The sequence below is a fragment of the Rhodoferax sp. LB1P47 genome, assembly GCF_056521445.1.
Genome location: NZ_JBWMAU010000014.1, coordinates 94788 through 110845 on the forward strand (window position 1 = coordinate 94788; position 16058 = coordinate 110845).

At 63.3% G+C, this 16058-nt stretch carries 15 protein-coding genes; 2 read left to right on the forward strand and 13 right to left on the reverse strand.

The window, feature by feature from the left end:
- Positions 1-2 precede the first annotated feature (2 nt).
- The 5 genes from AC0969_RS15470 to AC0969_RS15490 all read right to left on the reverse strand — a co-directional run bounded on the left by AC0969_RS15470 (position 3) and on the right by AC0969_RS15490 (position 4537).
- Positions 3-761: a sulfite exporter TauE/SafE family protein gene (locus AC0969_RS15470; RefSeq protein WP_479625045.1), complete on the reverse strand. Its 759-nt coding sequence runs from the start codon at positions 759-761 to the stop codon at positions 3-5.
- A 363-nt stretch (positions 762-1124) separates the two neighbouring features.
- Entirely contained in the window at positions 1125-1550 is a 426-nt protein-coding gene (locus tag AC0969_RS15475; protein WP_479625046.1) for a hypothetical protein, read from the reverse strand.
- A gap of 74 nt (positions 1551-1624) precedes the next feature.
- Positions 1625-1978, reverse strand: a complete 354-nt coding sequence (locus tag AC0969_RS15480) for an aminoacyl-tRNA synthetase (RefSeq protein ID WP_479625047.1) — start codon at positions 1976-1978, stop codon at positions 1625-1627.
- Positions 1979-2013: 35 nt separating this feature from the next.
- Complete coding sequence (locus AC0969_RS15485) at positions 2014-3900, reverse strand: patatin-like phospholipase family protein (RefSeq protein WP_479625048.1); 1887 nt, start codon at positions 3898-3900, stop codon at positions 2014-2016.
- A gap of 76 nt (positions 3901-3976) precedes the next feature.
- Entirely contained in the window at positions 3977-4537 is a 561-nt protein-coding gene (locus AC0969_RS15490) for a cob(I)yrinic acid a,c-diamide adenosyltransferase (protein WP_479625049.1), read from the reverse strand.
- Between the two features lie 156 nt (positions 4538-4693).
- Between AC0969_RS15490 and AC0969_RS15495 the strand changes: the two genes are divergently transcribed.
- Both AC0969_RS15495 and AC0969_RS15500 read left to right on the forward strand, forming a co-directional pair.
- Positions 4694-6835: a metallophosphoesterase gene (locus AC0969_RS15495; RefSeq protein WP_479625050.1), complete on the forward strand. Its 2142-nt coding sequence runs from the start codon at positions 4694-4696 to the stop codon at positions 6833-6835.
- Between the two features lie 121 nt (positions 6836-6956).
- On the forward strand, positions 6957-8357 hold the full coding sequence (locus AC0969_RS15500) for an FAD-binding oxidoreductase (RefSeq protein WP_479625051.1): 1401 nt from the start codon (positions 6957-6959) through the stop codon (positions 8355-8357).
- Here AC0969_RS15500 and AC0969_RS15505 read toward each other — a convergent pair.
- The 8 genes from AC0969_RS15505 to AC0969_RS15540 form a co-directional block, all read right to left on the reverse strand.
- Positions 8347-9594 carry a glycosyltransferase gene (locus AC0969_RS15505; RefSeq protein ID WP_479625052.1) on the reverse strand — a complete coding sequence of 416 codons (1248 nt, stop codon included), beginning with the start codon at positions 9592-9594 and terminating at the stop codon, positions 8347-8349. The two genes, AC0969_RS15500 and AC0969_RS15505, sit on opposite strands and share 11 nt — an antisense overlap.
- Before the next feature lie 136 nt (positions 9595-9730).
- On the reverse strand, positions 9731-10597 hold the full coding sequence (locus AC0969_RS15510; RefSeq protein WP_479625053.1) for an alpha/beta hydrolase: 867 nt from the start codon (positions 10595-10597) through the stop codon (positions 9731-9733).
- Positions 10598-10784: 187 nt separating this feature from the next.
- On the reverse strand, positions 10785-11669 hold the full coding sequence (locus tag AC0969_RS15515; protein ID WP_479625054.1) for a hypothetical protein: 885 nt from the start codon (positions 11667-11669) through the stop codon (positions 10785-10787).
- A gap of 11 nt (positions 11670-11680) precedes the next feature.
- Positions 11681-12280 (reverse strand): penicillin-binding protein activator LpoB, encoded by a 600-nt coding sequence (gene lpoB / locus AC0969_RS15520; protein ID WP_479625055.1) that lies wholly within the window; start codon positions 12278-12280, stop codon positions 11681-11683.
- A gap of 21 nt (positions 12281-12301) precedes the next feature.
- Positions 12302-12682 carry a YcfL family putative periplasmic lipoprotein gene (locus AC0969_RS15525; protein ID WP_479625056.1) on the reverse strand — a complete coding sequence of 127 codons (381 nt, stop codon included), beginning with the start codon at positions 12680-12682 and terminating at the stop codon, positions 12302-12304.
- A 58-nt stretch (positions 12683-12740) separates the two neighbouring features.
- Positions 12741-14234, reverse strand: coding sequence for a COG3014 family protein (locus AC0969_RS15530; protein WP_479625057.1), 1494 nt, complete (start codon positions 14232-14234; stop codon positions 12741-12743).
- A 163-nt stretch (positions 14235-14397) separates the two neighbouring features.
- Entirely contained in the window at positions 14398-15126 is a 729-nt protein-coding gene (locus AC0969_RS15535; RefSeq protein WP_479625058.1) for a class I SAM-dependent methyltransferase, read from the reverse strand.
- Positions 15127-15130: 4 nt separating this feature from the next.
- The gene (locus AC0969_RS15540) at positions 15131-16054 is read right to left on the reverse strand and encodes a ParB/RepB/Spo0J family partition protein (protein WP_479625059.1); all 924 of its coding nucleotides are present in this window, start codon (positions 16052-16054) and stop codon (positions 15131-15133) included.
- Positions 16055-16058: the final 4 nt, after the last annotated feature.

Here is a 16058-nt window from a genome sequence, read left to right on the forward strand (position 1 = left end):
CGTTATTGCAAAAACGCCGTGTAGCCGGTCTTCAAAATCAGCGCGCCCACCACCACAATGAACACGCTGCGTACAAACCCCGTGCCGTGCTTCAGCGCCATGCGCGAGCCCAGCACGCTGCCCAGCACATTGGCAATCGCCATCGGCAGCACAAAGTGCCACCAGATGTGGCCGGTGGAGACAAACAAAATCAGCGCCGCCAGGTTGGTGGCGGTGTTCAGCAGCTTGGCCGAGGCCGAGGCGTGCAAAAAGTCGTAGCCTAACCAGCGCACCATCAGAAACACAAAGAAGCTGCCCGTGCCGGGACCGAAAAAGCCGTCGTAGAAGCCAATGGTCAGGCCAATGCCGCTAGCGATCAGCGCCTCGTGCAGGCCACTGAAGCGCGGCGCGTGGACCTTACCCAGCTCTTTCTTGGCCAGCGTGTAGACCAGCACCGCCAGCAGCACCAGCGGCAACAGTTTGCGCAAGAAGTCGCTGGGCACCACCGTCACCAGCCAAGCGCCCAGCAGCGCCCCGGCAAAGCCCGCCCCCGCAGCGGGTAGCAGGCTCTGCCAGCGCAGCTGCACCCGGCGGCTGTACTGCCAGGTGGCAAAACCCGTGCCCCAGATGGAAGCCCCTTTGTTGACTCCAAACAGAGTGGCCGGGTGGGTGGAGGGGAAAGTGGCAAACAGCGCAGGCACCAAAATCAAGCCGCCGCCGCCCACAATCGCATCCACAAAACCGGCCAGCAGCGAGGCTAGCGTGACAAAAATGAGTTCCATGCGCCGATTGTCGCACTCAAAACGCTATTGTTTTAAGAGCTGCCACCGCATACAGCATATGCGCCATCGGCCTAAAAAGTATAAATCTAACGCAACGGCACCTCGTTGCGAAAAGCGCTTGCGCTGCAAGCTTGGGGTGTGCCACAACCCGCCACAAAAAGAAAAAGCGCCGGGTTTAGCGGCGCTTATAAAAAAACATCTCGTTGCGGATGTCTAAATAGGTTTATTGATCATTCTGCTGGGTGTCTCCCCGGACCCTCGCTGGGAGAAGCGCGGGGCTTCTCTGCAAGTTGGCGAGACTGTATCTGCATGCGTGGCGCACTGTATTGGGACTTACCCTCTGCGGGCGGACCCTTGGTGCGCTTAGTGCGGCATCAGGCGCAAGGCCAACTGCTCTTCGGCGATGAAGTCGCTGTAGGTGAAGTCGGCATGGCCAATATCGGCCTCGTCGTGCGCGTCCTCCAGGGACTGGGTGAGCAGCTTGCGCAACACCATCAGGCTGCCGGGGTCGAGGGCTTTTTCGGTCTCCAGCAGGGCATTTTTCAGGTCCAGACTGCCCATGTGGGCCTTGTGCGGATTCAGCGTTTCAATGCCGCGCGTCAGGCGCTGGGCCAGTTGCCGGGTGGCGATGAAGCGGCTGGCGGCAAACGCGGGGTGGACCCGGCTCAGCACCAGTTGCAGGCCACCGAGCAAAATTTGCAGCTCCAGCAGCTTGGGGTTGTCAGTCACACGGGGCAGCATCAGCTCGGCATTCCAGGGCGATTCTTGGCGCAGGTCGGGTGTGTTCATAGCTTCAAAGTTTATAGCTTGCTATCTTTTTGAATCACCGCAAAGCGGCATAAACGCCCGGCAATTGCGGGCTTCTAAGCCACTCGGAGTTCCTTGGGATGTTCGAGTCGGCGCACCACCTCCTTGACCACCGCCAGCATCACCGCCCGGTCGGGCTGGGGGTGGTCGGCGAAATGCTGGGTGGTGCTGCCCGCCTGCACCCAGGCGCCGCGCGCGTCGCTGCCAAAGTGCAGCGGGATGTGGTGGGCCGCCAGCAGGGGGCCGCAGGCACTCCATTGGCGGCTCCATTGGGGCAGTTTGTGCCGCCCTTCCCACAGCGTGCCTGCCGTTTCATAGCATTCCTCGATTTGGTGGTGGCCCAGCAGATGGGCCAGTTGCCGCTCTTTGGCAACGCAACTGCGAAAGTACTCTTCGTCGGTCATGCGCATGGTCGGCTCCTGGTCGTGGTGAAAACACTATAGGCCTATGGGTTGGGAATGTCAGGCGGGGCATCCAGCACCTGCAAGGCATGCACGTAACCGCGCTGCACGATGTTTTCCAGCCGCCGCCATTGCAGCATGCCCACGCGGGTCAGCGGTGGGTTGAAGTACAGGTCGCACTGCTGCTGGGCGCTGCGCTGGCGCGACATGCTGTACAGAATAGTCACCGTTAGCAGGTAGCTGGGCAGCGACGGCAGGCGGTAGCGGCGCTGGTGGGCCGGGCGCAGGCGGTCACGCAGCAGCGCCCAGCTACCGGGCATGTCATCAAAGTCCGCCCGCACCGGGGTGCGGATGTTCAGGTCTACACCGATCACCCGGCCCACGCCGCGCATGCTGCGCATCACGTCCACCGGGAAGTTGTTGAAGCTGCCACCGTCGCACAGCAGCTCGCCGCCGTGCACCACCGGGGGCAGCGCACCGGGGATGGAGGTGCTGGCCAGTAACGCGTGGGCCAGGTTGCCGTGCTGCAAGCGCTGCTCGCTGGCGGTGGTGAAGTTGGTGGCCACGCAGAAGAAGTTTTTCCACAGGTCTTCGATGTCGGCATCAAAGCCCACCAGCTCTTCTACCGCCGTACGAAGAATGCGTTTCAGGCGCAGGCCTTTGATCAGCGACAGCACCGGGAACAGGTTGAAATCGCCGGTGGGGTTGGTGGCAAAGGCGCGGCGGGCGTTGGCCATCACCGTCTCCAGTGGCTGGTCAGACGCGGCGTAGCTGGCCATTACCGCGCCGATGCTGGTGCCGCCCACCCAGTCCACTTCGATGCCACGCTCGTGCAGCGCCCGCAGCACGCCCAGGTGCGCCAGCCCGCGCGCCCCGCCACCGGCCAGCACCAGGCCGACGGCGGTGCGGCTTTGGATGCGGGCCAGCCGGGCCATGTCGCGGGGCACATCGGGGCGGATGTGCAGGTGGCCCGCCACGGGCCGCCGGGCCAGCCAGGCCGCCGTGCCACGTGGCGAGGGTTGGTCGGCCGGGTGCAGCAGCACCAGGATGTCGGCAATCAGCGTCAGCGGCGGGCGGTAGCGGAGAAACCGGCTCTCGCTGGGGTGCAGCACGGGCGGCTGGGTGGCATCGGCCAGCAGCAGCAGCTCGTCGCAGTGGCGGCAGCAGCGCTGCGTCCAGGCGGTGGGCGCGGCATCGGCCAGCAGCAGCACAAAGTCGTGTTCGGCCTCGATCTGGTCCAGCAGCATGGCGATGCGGCGCTGGGTTTCCTTGTCGGTGTTGTCGCTGGGGCCCAGACCGACTGCGTCCAGCCGCTGGTCGATGTCGTGGCGGCTGACCACGCAGACCCGGCCCATACCGGCGAGTTGGCCGACCAACCGGGCCGCAAAGTCGGGCAGATCGATGCCGCTGGTAATGGGCAGCAGACCAATGGTGACCAGCTTGTCGGCCACCGGAGCGTGCTTGCGGCCCTGCTTGCCTGCTTGTCCGCCTTGTAATTGATGGATGATTTGCGTGGTGAAGGCCCGCGACACCTGGGGGCTACAGTCCAGCAGGCGCTGGAAGGCCGGGCGGTCCAGCCGGGCCAGCACCGCATCGCGCACGGCCACCACGGTCGCGGCACGCGGCTCGCCGGTGTACAGACTCATCTCGCCCACCACCTGGCCACGCACGATGTCGCCCACCCGCCCTGGACTGCCGTGGTGGTCGTCCGGGGCCTGCACAAAAGCGCGCAGCCTGCCGCTGAGCACCAGGTACATCGCGTCGCCCACCTCGCCCTGGGTCAGCAGGGTTTCACCGCCACTGATCTCCACCCATTCCAGGCTGCGCCGCAACAGCGCCATGGCCTCGGCCTCCAATGCGCCAAAAAAGACGTTGAGGTAGCGCACCAGCAGGGCATCCTGGGATTGCTGGCGGGCATGGGCTGTGCGCATGGCAGTATGGTTTTTTTGTCGAAAATGGCTTTAGCGCTTATATCTTCTGCGCTTTTAGCTATGTAAACAATAGCAATTACCCACCCCGCGCCAGGCGCTCGCTCTTCCAGTACACGTCGTCACCACCGTCCACCCGGTTCAAAACCCGGGCCAGCACAAACAGCAAATCGCTCAGCCGGTTCAGGTAGTGCCGGGGCGTGTCTTTCAAGGCATCCTGCTGCTCCAGCGCCACCACGGTGCGTTCGGCGCGGCGGGCCACAGTGCGGCAGATATGGGCTTGGCACGCAGCGCGGGTGCCTGCGGGCAGGATGAATTCGGCCAGCCGGGGCAGCGTGGCGTTGTGCTCGGCCAGGGCCTGGTCCAGCGCCAGCACAGCCTCGGGTTTGAGCAGCTCAAAGCCGGGGATGGACAGCTCGCCGCCCAGGTTGAACAGCTGGTGCTGCACCTCTACCAGCAGATCGCGCACGGCTTCGGGCAGCGGCTCGCACAGCAGCAGGCCGAGGTGGCTGTTGAGCTCGTCCACGTCGCCCATGGCGTGCACGCGCAGGCTATTTTTGGAGACACGGGTGTTGTCGCCCAGACCGGTGGTGCCGTTGTCGCCGGTACGGGTGGCGATTTGCGTGAGGCGGTTGGCCATGCGGAGCTCCTTGAAAAGTTATAGCGGGATTGTCCGTGAAGCCCTCGCTCAAATGCGCACGCAAGGGTTTGTGCAGACCGTCAATGTCGAGCCGATTCACCGTCCCGTAATGTTGCTCAGTGACATTCACTCAATCTTTGCGATGTGGACATATTCATGACGACTTTTACGGAATTTTTTTCTAAACCTCTTGTGCTGGGTGCCTTGCTGGCGCTTACGGCATGCAACAACGATTCTGAGCCTGCCGCCCAGCCGTTCTCGGTACCCGTGGCGTTTATGACAGACGTGCACTTTGAGAACATCTACGGCGACCTGAAGAGCACCGCGTTCTCGGGCATTCCCACCGCGCTGGGCAAAAACGCCACCATCCGCAGCATGTATGCGCAGCTCACATCCACCCGGTTGTTCAACGAAAACTATTTCGCCTTTCGCAGCGCACTGGACGATGCCTACGCCAAAGGCATCAAAGTGGTGGCTCTGCCAGGCGACTACAGCGACGATGCGCAGCCCATCAACATCGACGGTTTCGTCGACATCCTGCACGAGTACCAGAGCAAGGGCATGCGCTTTTTGATCGCCCCGGGCAACCACGATCCCAATGAACCGTATGACGATAACGAGGCCGGCAAAGACGACTTTTTGACCAAAGACGGCAAGCAGCAAAAGGTCTACGCCACCGGAAATGCCGCGTGCAAGGCCGCCGACCCCACCGTGGTGTGCACCGACCAGCTCAAGGAGATGGGCTACAGCAACCTGATCGCCAAGCTGGGCGAGTTTGGCTACATGCCGCACAAGGACGACGTGCTGTGGGAAACGCCGTTCAGCAACTTCCAGGACGGCAAAACCTACTCGCTGGCCGAGGCCCAAAAAGTCGCCGCACTGGACAAACGCCAGTTTGAAATCTGCGCCGAAGGCGAAGGTGGCAGCTACAAGGCCGCTGGTGAAACGGCACTGGGCAAGGCCTACACCAAGTGCACCACCATCATCGATGCCAGCTACCTGGTAGAGCCCGTCAAAGGACTGTGGCTACTGTCAGTGGATGCCAATGTGTTCATACCCAACAGCAAGTTTGACCCCGCCAACCCCACCTATGCGGGTGGTTTTGACGGCGCAGGCAATGCCGGGTGGAACAAGATGCTGACGCACAAAAAGCACACTATGGAATGGATGAAAACCGTGGCTGCGCGCGCCAAAGCACAGGGCAAACAGCTGATGACGTTCTCGCACTACCCCACCATGGACTTTTACGCCAACCAGACGGATGCGATGAAGGCCGTGTTCAAGTCTGGTGCCTTCCAGGTCGCGCGTGCGCCCGCAGCGGCCACCACGGCAGCCCTTGCCGACACCGGGCTGCAACTGCACGTGGGCGGCCACATGCACTTCAACGGCACCAACGACTACCAGGATGCCAAGGGCAACTATCTGGTGAACGTGCAATCGCCGTCGCTGGCGGTGTTTGGGGCGGCCTACAAGATCGTGAACTTCAAAGACAAAGACACGGTGGACGTGCAAACCGTCGCCTTGAACGAAGTGCCACGTTTTAAAGAGCTGTTCCCGCTGTACGAGGTGGAATACCAATACCTGCAGACCAGCACGGTTCCCGCAGACATCGCCCGGCGCTGGAACCACGACATTTTGAACACCAAAAGCTACGCAGAATTCACCCGCTTCTACTTTGGCGAACTGACGCGCCTGCGCTTCATGAGCGACTACTGGCCGTGCGAGATGAAGGAAGCCGCCCTAAACCTGAACTTGCAGCAAATGCTGGTGATGGCGCAGCTGCAAACCGCCGTCACCTACGCCCAGTTAAAAGATGCCCCCACTGTCGTACCGCTTACGGCTGCCTGCACCGCCGTTGGCACGGTAGCGGGTACACCTGTAGCGGCCAGCCAGCTAGCCGCCGATTGGGCGGTTGCCACCACCAAGGCCCGCAAACTCGCTTCGGACGCGGGACTGGACTTTGACGCGTTGGCCAAGGTCACGGCATACGAGTTTGACGGCGACTTTCACCGCACCGTGTATGCGGGCGAACTGGCGCTGCGCGACATGGGTGAAACCCGCGTCAAACAGTACAAACTGCTGATGTCCGCCTTCCCCGCAACCCCGGCGGCCATTCTGAAAGTGGGCGACAAACCCTCTGACCAGAACGCGGTGCAGGTGCTGTTTCAAAACCAGTTCAAGCAGGTGTTCAGCATCTTGAAGGGCTTGGGCTCGGGTAAGCCAAGCGACCATTTTGTGATCGATCTCAAGGCCAAAACCTTGACCAACGCCAGCGCCACATCGCTGAGCTTCAATTAGCGGGCAATAGGGCTGGCGTGGCGCGAGATCGCACCGACAACCCCTTTGCTGCTGGCGCAGTGCCGTCCGGGCGGATGGCGGCCACCTGCCGCAAAATGGCGCTCAACCTGAAAGAGCCGCCATGCATCCATCCACGTCTTTTATCCGCCCCATTCCCGCCGCCCTGCACGACACGCTGCAAGCCCGCTTTGGCCCGCAATACAGCACCGCCTTGGCCGTGCGCGAGCACCACGGGCGCGACGAATCTGCGTTCAGCGTAGCGCCGCCCGCCGCCGTCGTGTTTGCCGAAAACACCACCGACGTGGCCGATGCGGTGCGGCTGGCAGCGGCCCATGCCGTACCGGTGATTCCCTTCGGCGTGGGCTCGTCGCTGGAAGGGCATTTGCTGGCGGTGCAGGGCGGCATCAGCCTGGACGTGGGCCGCATGAACGCTATTCTGCGCATCGATGCCGACGACCTGACGGTCACCGTGCAGCCCGGCGTAACACGCAAGCAGCTCAACGAGGCCATCAAACACACAGGCCTGTTCTTCCCCATCGACCCCGGCGCAGACGCCAGCATCGGCGGCATGTGCGCTACCCGCGCCAGCGGCACCAATGCCGTGCGCTACGGCACCATGCGCGAAAACGTGCTGGCACTGGAGGTGGTGACGGCCAGCGGCGAGGCTATCCGCACCGGCACCCGCGCCAAAAAGTCCAGCGCGGGCTACGACCTGACGCGGCTGATGGTGGGCAGCGAGGGCACACTGGGCGTAATCACCGAAATCACCCTCAAAATCTACCCACTGCCCGAGGCCATCTCAGCCGCCATCTGCTCGTTCCCCAGCATCGAAGCCGCCGTGCGCACCACCATCCAGGTGATCCAGCTCGGCGTGCCCATCGCCCGGGTAGAGCTGATCGACGTGAACACCGTGCGCATGGTCAACGCTTACGCCAAACTCGGTTTGCGCGAGGAGCCGATGCTGCTGATGGAATTCCACGGCTCGCCCACCGGGGTCCAAGAGCAGGCCGCGCTGGTGCAGGAAATCGCCACCGACCACGGTGGTCAGGCATTCGAGTGGGCCAGCACGCCCGAGGAGCGCACCCGCCTGTGGACGGCGCGGCACAACGCCTACTTCGCCGCCGTGCAGTCACGCCCCGGCTGCAAAGCTATTTCCACCGACACCTGCGTGCCGATCTCGCGGCTGGCCGACTGCCTACTGGACTCGGTGGCCGAGGCGGATGCGTCCGGCATTCCTTACTTTCTGGTCGGCCACGTGGGCGACGGCAACTTCCATTTCGGCTATTTGATCGACCCCGACAGCGCCGAGGAACGAGAAACAGCCGAGGCGCTAAACGATGCCCTGGTGGCCCGCGCTCTGCGCCTGGACGGCACGTGCAGCGGCGAGCACGGCATTGGCCTGCACAAGATGGACTTTTTGGTAGCCGAGGCCGGTGAGGGAGCCGTGGCCATGATGCGCACCATCAAGCAGGCGCTGGACCCGCTGGACATCCTGAATCCGGGGAAGATTTTTAGGCGGTAGAACCCGGGCACAGCCGCGCTATCGCATCCGCCGCCACCTCGGCCCCGCGCTCCTGCGCCATCGTGACAGCCACACGCTGCGCCGTCTGGGCGTAGGCCGGGTCGGCCAATAGGGCTTGCAGCTCGGCCGTGAGCCGCGCGGTGTTCACCTGGCCAAACGGCAGCACGCGGGCGCAGCCCAGGGCCTGGGTGCGCAGGGCGTTGTCAAACTGGTCCAGCGCCAGCGGCACCACCAGCTGCGGCTGGCCCCAGCGCAGGCATTGCGCAATCGTGCCCACTCCGCCGTGGTGTACCACCGCACGGGCCTGGGCAAACAGCTGGGCATAGGGCGCAAAGTTGGCGGCAAACACGCTGGCTGGCAGCGGCCCCAGATCGACCGAGGTCTTTTTGACCAGCACGGCACGCAGACCCAACGCGGCGCAGGCGGCCATCGCATGGCGGTAAAACCCGCGTGGCGTGGCGCGCGATACCGAGCCCAGGGTGAACACCACCGGCGGCGGCCCGGCGCGCAAAAAGTCGGCCAGCGCCGCGTCCTCGGGCGGGTTGCCCTGGGGGGTGAAAAAGGTGAAACCACAGGCCGTGACCGGCTTTGCCCAGTCGGCCTGCGGGGCCGCCAGCAGCGTTGAAAACAACGCCAGATTGCCATGCGGGGAGTAACGCGCCTCAAACAGCGGATGCCTGCGCACCAGGCCCAGTTGCCGCTCCAGCGGGCGGTAGCTGGGCATGTTTTGCGCGGTGGCAAAGCGCAGCAGCCACAGGCAGGCGTTGCGGGCAAAGTCGGGCAGCAACCCGCCCCGCCGCAGCAGGCGCAGGCCATGCACGTACGGCGGGTCGTCCAGCGACAAAAACGCCATCGGCGACACCGCCGCAAACACCCAGGGTCGCCGCAGCACCCGCGCCGCCAGGGGCAAGGCCAGGCTGGTTTGCGCACCCACCAGCATGTCGCAGGTCTGGGCCAGTTGGTGGATCAGCGTGTATTCGGCCCGCAGTTGGCCGCTGAGGCGGCGCAGCATGCGCTGGCTGCCCCGGCTGCTGCCGTCGATGCTGGCATGGGCCGCAACCGGCGTTTGAGCGTCAAAGGCATGGGCCTCAAAGCCCTCTTGCCGGATACCGTCCAGGTTGTGCGCATTGGTCACAAACACCACCGTGTGGCCCCGGCGGCGGAGCACCTGGGCGATACCTAAAAACGGATGAAAGTCGCCGAACGAGCCCCGCGTAGCTATCAGGATGCGGGGCATTCAGGGCAAAGTGGGGTGGTGCATGGTGCGGAATTCTAACGACCAAAGATCCGATCTGGCGCGTGAATAATATTAGCCTTATCAAGCACTAGCGCATACGAATACTGCGTAAGCAGCTATTATTTAAATAGCAAAATCAACGTCCATCGGGACACAGTTTCATGCCCGGATCGCGTGCCGCGTTTTCCAGCCATGCCCACAAGCGCTGCACACCGTCCACGCCCGGCTGCTGCAAACCGTGGTCGGCACCGGGCAGGCGCAAAGTGCAAAAGGGCGCGGTACGGCCCGCTGCGCGCTCGGCAAAGCGCAGGTAGGCCTCGGGGGGCACCAGGGCATCGGCATCGCCCCAGGCTTGCAGAATCGGCCAAGGCGCATCCAGCAGCGGCCCCGCCACCGGCCAGTGCCACAGGTCCCGCCAGTAACGCAGAGTCCGGCCCTGGTGCAGGGTGCTGTCGGGGGCGTCTGAGCCTTGCGCGGCATCCAGCGCCTGCCAGGCGGGCAGTTGGCCCTGGCGCTGGGCTTGCATGACCCCCGCCTGCAACGGGTCCAGCCCGGAGCCCGACAGCAACACCAACCCGGCCAGGTGGGGCACTTCGGCCACCAGGCCGGGCAGCAGCTCGGCCCCTTCGGAGATGCCCACCAGCAGCTGCGGCACAGGGGGCGTATCGGCACGTGCCAGTGCATCCGCACGCAGGGCGGCGTGGGCCTGGGCCTGCCAGCGGGCTAGGCTGTCGCGCTGCACAAAGCCGTCGGGGCAGGTGGTGGGTGCGGGGCCAGCGTTCACGTCCACGCCCGGCTTGTGCAGCACCAGCACCTGGGCGTGCAACAAACCGGCAAAGTAACGCGTGGCGATGGGCGCCATGCCCGCACAGCCGGAGCCGGGCAGCACGATCACGCGGTACCGCAACGGAGGCTCTAGTGCCTCGCGTTGCAAGACGGGCACCGGGTAGGCGGCAGACAGGCCCGGCAGCGTGCCAGACGTAAAAAGGGGCTGCGCTTGCACGCAGCCCCCGATGAGCAGCCCAGCCAACCACAAGTTACCTACACCGTGGTGGAGCCTCACAGCCCCCCACCCCAACCCTCCCCCGGAAGGGGAGGGAGCAACACCGTGCCCCGCATTCCTCCCTCCCTCTTCGGGGGAGGGCCGGGGTGGGGGCGGGCGGCCATCAACGGTGCGTGGCTAAAGGGCATCACTTCAGAATGATCGCCTGGGGCTGCGGTTGCTGCTGCATCGGCTGTACCTGCATGGGCTGGCCTTGCTGCATCGGCTGGCGCACGCCCCGTGCCATTTTGGGGTCGCTGTAGCCCAGTTGGTCGGCCAGTTGCTCGTAGACGCTGGCGGCCAAGGTCTGCGAGGTTTCACGCATCACCTTGGCGCGGTTGGGCGGCGCAATGTCGCCCCGGCTGGACAGCAGCTTGGTGTCGTTACCCGCACCCTGGGCCGAGAAGGCGGACTTGATCTCGAAGGTCTTGGTGTTGATTAGCGAGAAGTCGGCCAGGATGTCCAGCGTGAACTGGTGGCTGGCGCTGCTGGTGCCTTGCAGGGGCGACACGCTGTCGCGGAATTCGGCGCTAGACAGGGTGCCGAACAGCACGTAGTCGGCCCCATTGAACTCGCCCTTGCGGATGCGGGCAATGATGTCTTTCACCTCGGGCTGGCGCACGGGTTTGGCCATCTTGCCGGTCTGCAGCTGGTTCAGCACCTGCTCGGCCTTGGTCGACTGGGGTGTACCGGCATCAAAGCCTTTGCCCTGCACCACGTGGAACACCGTGCCGCGCAGCAGCGCGCCCTTGATGTCGTTGGTGTAAGAGCCCAGCTCGCGCTGCTCCAGGTAGCTGTAACGGCCCGCCACGTAGGTGCCGCTGGACTGCTCGGAGGCCGACAGGCTATTGCGGTTGACGTTCAACTGGCTACTGGCCTGGTAGGTGGCAGCTTCAAAGTACTGCGCCACGGCCTGGGTGTAGGCCAGGTCGGTGACCGCGATCTTGACCTGGTTTTGGGCCTGCACGGGGGCAGCCAAGGCCAAGCCCAGAAACACGGCGGAGACGGCAAAAATGGCGTTGCGGCGTTGCATATGGGCTCCCATTAACGTTTGCTGGTTTTGCGGATTTCTTTTTCGTCCTGCCATTCGATGGTGCCCTCTTGCACATCAAACATCTTCAGGGTGAACTTGTAGAACACGTCCTTGGTGTTGGCGTTTTGCTTGACGATGCTGGTCAGCTCGCCTTCCAGGCTGTACTTGGCGGCGGTCATCTGGCCGACCTTGGCGGTAGTGCCCTGCTTGTACAAACCGCTTTGGTTCTGGCGCTGCAACTCGTCCACACCGGCCTGCATTTCGTTCATGGAGCGGGTGAAGCGCACCTTGCCCGACTTGACCAGCGTGGTCTGGATCGAGTTCATCACGTTGGTGGTGTCAATGTACTCGCTGGTCTTGTTTTTGACGGTAGAAATGGTGACCGTGGGGCGGCCCTGGAAGATGCCGGTTTCCAGCAATCCGCCGGTCATTTTTTCGGCAATCATTTGCAGGTCGGTGGAGCCAAATTCATTGGTTACCAGCTCGACGGCCTTGGCGTCGCCGTAGTTGACCTGGCGGTCAAAACGCACCACGGGGGAGGAAACTTGGCAACCAGCCAAAACCAGCAGGCTGGCCAGTGCGCTGAGGGATAACAGACGGGGTGATTTCATGGTGACTCTCTTTAAAACAGGTTATTTCTCTACATTCATTTCTAAACGGAAATCGGTGGCGGCGCCGGAGGGGGCTACGCTTTTCACCGTTTGCATGCCTTTGCCCAGCACGCCGAGCTGTTTCCAGGATTCGCCATCGCCCACTTGGTTGCCCACACTGTCGAGCCAGCGGAAGCGGTAGAACACCATGCGGTCGCCACGCTCGCCATTGGCCAAGTCAGCCTGTACGATCAAGATGTCGTTGGGCCGGGTGATGCGCATTTCGCTGACACGCACGCCTTGGGCTTCACCGCGCAGGGCGACTTTGGCAGCCACCGCAGCGGGGGTACCGGGGTCTTGGGTTTGGGCTTGCGCGGTGAGCGCCAAGCAAGTGGCGCAGGCCAGCAAGGTTCGGTAAAACATAGAGATTTCCTTCAAAAATAGAGGCTAAGCGGGGCCATACAGGCTTTAACGTGAAAGGTTAGTTGCTGGCGGCCGCAGGCTTTTTCACAGCGGGCTTCACCGGTGCTTTGGCGGCGGGTTTGACGATGGTGGTAGCTTTGACCGGTGTGGGCTCAGGCGGCGGCGCAATGGCCACGGTGGGCAGCTTGCCAAACTTACCGATATCGCCCAGCAAGGTGCTGTTTTCATAAAAGCGCAGTGGCACCAGCGCGTACTGGCCGTCGATTTGGACCTTTACGTTCAAATTCTGGCCATTGATGCTGATGCTGTGCTCGCCCGGCGGCAGGTAACCCCGCGCCACATACACGCGGCTGGGCAGCATGCGCCACAGGCGGTCGTCGGCCTGCTCGGTCAAGGCCGACCCCAAAGAGCCCACCACCGCGCCAAAAATGCCGCCCGCCTTTTGCAGCTGGTCTTGCGCCACACCTTTGGCCACCGCGCGGGTCACGCCACGAAACACCATGCCCGGCATTTCGTCCTTCAGCGCACGCCGGGCCATGACATTCACGTCCACCACTTTTTCCAGCGCAAACGGGGTCCCCGCCACAACCATATTGCCCAGCAAAGGGTCGGTAGACGGCGCAATCACCGGGTACGAAATGCTGACGGTGCGGATCGACCCACCCACCGGCACCGGAATGGTGAAGGCAGTGGGCTTGCGTGCGGGGGCATTGCCGGCTTCAACGATAAACAGCACGTCGGTCATCTTTTGGCGGCGGCGCTGGGTGAAGCCGGTGCGGTTGTCCAGGCCGCGCAGACCCTCTTCCAGCACGGCGGTGTTGGGCTTGAGTTCGATGGCTTTGCGATAGCCGGGCGCGGCCAGGCCGGATTCATTCATGGCCTCGTACAAAAAACCCGCCAGGTAGTGGCTGAGGGCGTTTTGGTAGCCATTTTTCAGGGCCAATACTTCGGGATCGTTCAGGGTTTCGACCGGATAACCGTTGAGTTCTTTGCCCTGGCTGCTAGCACCCTTGGACTTGGCTTCGTCTTCGGCGGCCACGGTTTCCTTGGCACGGAACTCGGCAATGATGGCCTCGCGCTCATGGGTGCGCTTGATATCCACGCGGGCATTTTCAAAGTCACCCGCAGAAACCCGGTTCAGCGCCAGCCGGGTGGTCAACCAGACTTTTTCATAGTCCTGGCCTTCATACACTTTGAGCCGCTCACTGATCAATGCCGCACCAACCGTGCCGAGCAGTTTTTGCGGGTTGGTTTTGGCCGCCTCTTCCCAGTTTTTGACCTGGATATCGGCCAGCAAAAAGGCATTGGTGCTGTCTTCGTACTGGCGGTTCATGCGCAGCAGCTCGCCACGTTCCAGGTTGTAGAGCAGGGCCGTTTTTTCTTCTTCGGATTTCGCGGTGGACTCCAGCTGGGCAATCGCAGCAGGCAAGCCACCGGTGCGGGAAGCCGTAGCCATTTCGCCCATTTTTTTGTCATGGCTTTGCATATTGGCACAGCCAGACAGCGTAAGAGCCAGCGCCAGCGCCGTTAAGGCACGGGGGGTATGGACCATTGTGTTTCCTTGAGAACTGGGCGCAGCACAAGGCTGGCAAAAGAAGGGCCCCCGAGAGGGTCAAAGCAAAGATTTCGCATACAAAAAATACATTTTGTAAAGAAATTGCGACCCATTCTAGCCATGCCATACCTGCCGCGCATCCCCCTTTTGGAGGTCAAAATCAAGGCTTGTGAGAGGGCACCCGGTACAGCCACACCGCCCGCCCGTCCGGGGCTTGCAGCCGCCCGGTGGCCACCACGCCCGCCACCTCAAACTCCAGGCTCACCAGCCACGTGCCGGGCTGCATTTGCGCCTGGGCTTTGGCCAGGGCGCGGGCCATGCTCTCGGGACGCTGGAACAGGTAGACCAGTGCATAGGGCGACCAGTCGGCGCGCCAGATATCGCCCTGGCGCACGCGGGCCCAGGGGCAGCGCAGGGCGCAGGCAGCGCGCAGGGGCCAGCTCCATTCCAGGCCATGCAGGTGGGCTTGCGGATAGGCCAAGCGCAGGGCTTGCAGACCGTGGCCCAGGCCGCAACCGGCATCCAGCACCCACGCGCCTTCGGGCAAAGGAATAGCCGCCGCCAGGCCCTGCAAAGCCCGTGCGGGCGTGGGGAATAGCGGGGCATCGCGCCAGGCGTTCAGCGGATAGACCAGCAGCAACAAAGCCAGCGGCAACAGCCAGGCCCAGGCCGGCATGGCCAGCGTGCCGGACAGCGCCAACGACAGCGGAAAGCCCGCCGCAATCAGCCCGCGCCGCCACCAGGTGGCCCCCAGCAGGCTGCACGCAGCGCCCCCGGCAGTGGCCAACAGCAGCGCAGCGATGCCCGGCAGGCCGAGTTGCTGCAAACCGCCAAACAGCGCCCAGGCACCGCCCCAGGCGAGCAATGCGGGCAGGGGCCAGCGCAGCACGCGGTCAGTGCGCGGCTGCGCTGCGGGTGAGTTTTTCGACCAGCCCGTTCAACTCGTCCAGCGAGCCAAACTGCAGCACCACTTCGCCCATTTCCTCGAACTTGCCGTGCCGTTTGACGCGCTTTTTGATGCGGATGTCGACCTCGGCCATGAGCAGATCCGACAGCTCTTCTTCCACCCGTTTCAGGTCGCGCGACTTCTCTTTGGCGGCCTTCGGCGAAGGGGTGAGCGAGAACTCGGCGCTGAGCTTTTTAACCAGGCTTTCGGCCTCGCGCACCGACATTTTCTTGGCGGCGATCTGGCTGCCTGCGCTGATCTGGGTGGCCCGGTCCAGCGCCAGCAGGGCGCGGGCGTGGCCCATGTCCAGGTCGCCCGCCATCAGCATGGTCTGTACCGGGTCGGCCAGATTCAGCAGGCGCAGCAGGTTGCTGGCAGCACTGCGCGAGCGGCCCACGGCCTGCGCGGCCTGCTCGTGCGTCAGGCCAAATTCTTTCACCAGCCGTTGCAAGCCCTGGGCTTCTTCCAGCGGGTTCAGGTCTTCGCGCTGGATGTTTTCGATCAGGGCCATGGCCGCCGCCGATTCGTCCGGCACGTCGCGCACCAGCACCGGCACGCGGTCCAGCCCGGCTATGCGGGCAGCGCGAAAACGGCGCTCCCCGGCGATGATCTCGTACTTGCCTGCGTTGTCACCACTGGCCAGTTGGCGCACCAAAATCGGCTGCATGATGCCCTGCGCCTTGATGCTCTCGGCCAGCTCGTACAGCGCGCCTTCGTCCATGCGGGTACGCGGCTGGTACTGGCCGGGCACCAGATCGCTTAGCAGCAAGACCGTGGGCAAGCCAGTTTCCAGCGGTGTGGGATCGACGACCTTGGGGCCGAGCAAGGCATCCAGGCCCATGCCCAGGCCTTTGCGTTTGGGGGTTGCCATATTT

Coding starts and splice junctions, on each gene's coding strand:
- AC0969_RS15485 (WP_479625048.1), bottom strand. CDS start 3,900: ATGCGCACAGCCCATGCCCGCCAGCAATCCCAGGATGCCCTGCTGGTG.
- lpoB (WP_479625055.1), bottom strand. CDS start 12,280: ATGAAATCACCCCGTCTGTTATCCCTCAGCGCACTGGCCAGCCTGCTG.
- AC0969_RS15540 (WP_479625059.1), bottom strand. CDS start 16,054: ATGGCAACCCCCAAACGCAAAGGCCTGGGCATGGGCCTGGATGCCTTG.
- AC0969_RS15475 (WP_479625046.1), bottom strand. CDS start 1,550: ATGAACACACCCGACCTGCGCCAAGAATCGCCCTGGAATGCCGAGCTG.
- AC0969_RS15515 (WP_479625054.1), bottom strand. CDS start 11,669: ATGCAACGCCGCAACGCCATTTTTGCCGTCTCCGCCGTGTTTCTGGGC.
- AC0969_RS15490 (WP_479625049.1), bottom strand. CDS start 4,537: ATGGCCAACCGCCTCACGCAAATCGCCACCCGTACCGGCGACAACGGC.
- AC0969_RS15530 (WP_479625057.1), bottom strand. CDS start 14,234: ATGGTCCATACCCCCCGTGCCTTAACGGCGCTGGCGCTGGCTCTTACG.
- AC0969_RS15470 (WP_479625045.1), bottom strand. CDS start 761: ATGGAACTCATTTTTGTCACGCTAGCCTCGCTGCTGGCCGGTTTTGTG.
- AC0969_RS15505 (WP_479625052.1), bottom strand. CDS start 9,594: ATGCCCCGCATCCTGATAGCTACGCGGGGCTCGTTCGGCGACTTTCAT.
- AC0969_RS15500 (WP_479625051.1), top strand. CDS start 6,957: ATGCATCCATCCACGTCTTTTATCCGCCCCATTCCCGCCGCCCTGCAC.
- AC0969_RS15495 (WP_479625050.1), top strand. CDS start 4,694: ATGACGACTTTTACGGAATTTTTTTCTAAACCTCTTGTGCTGGGTGCC.
- AC0969_RS15480 (WP_479625047.1), bottom strand. CDS start 1,978: ATGCGCATGACCGACGAAGAGTACTTTCGCAGTTGCGTTGCCAAAGAG.
- AC0969_RS15525 (WP_479625056.1), bottom strand. CDS start 12,682: ATGTTTTACCGAACCTTGCTGGCCTGCGCCACTTGCTTGGCGCTCACC.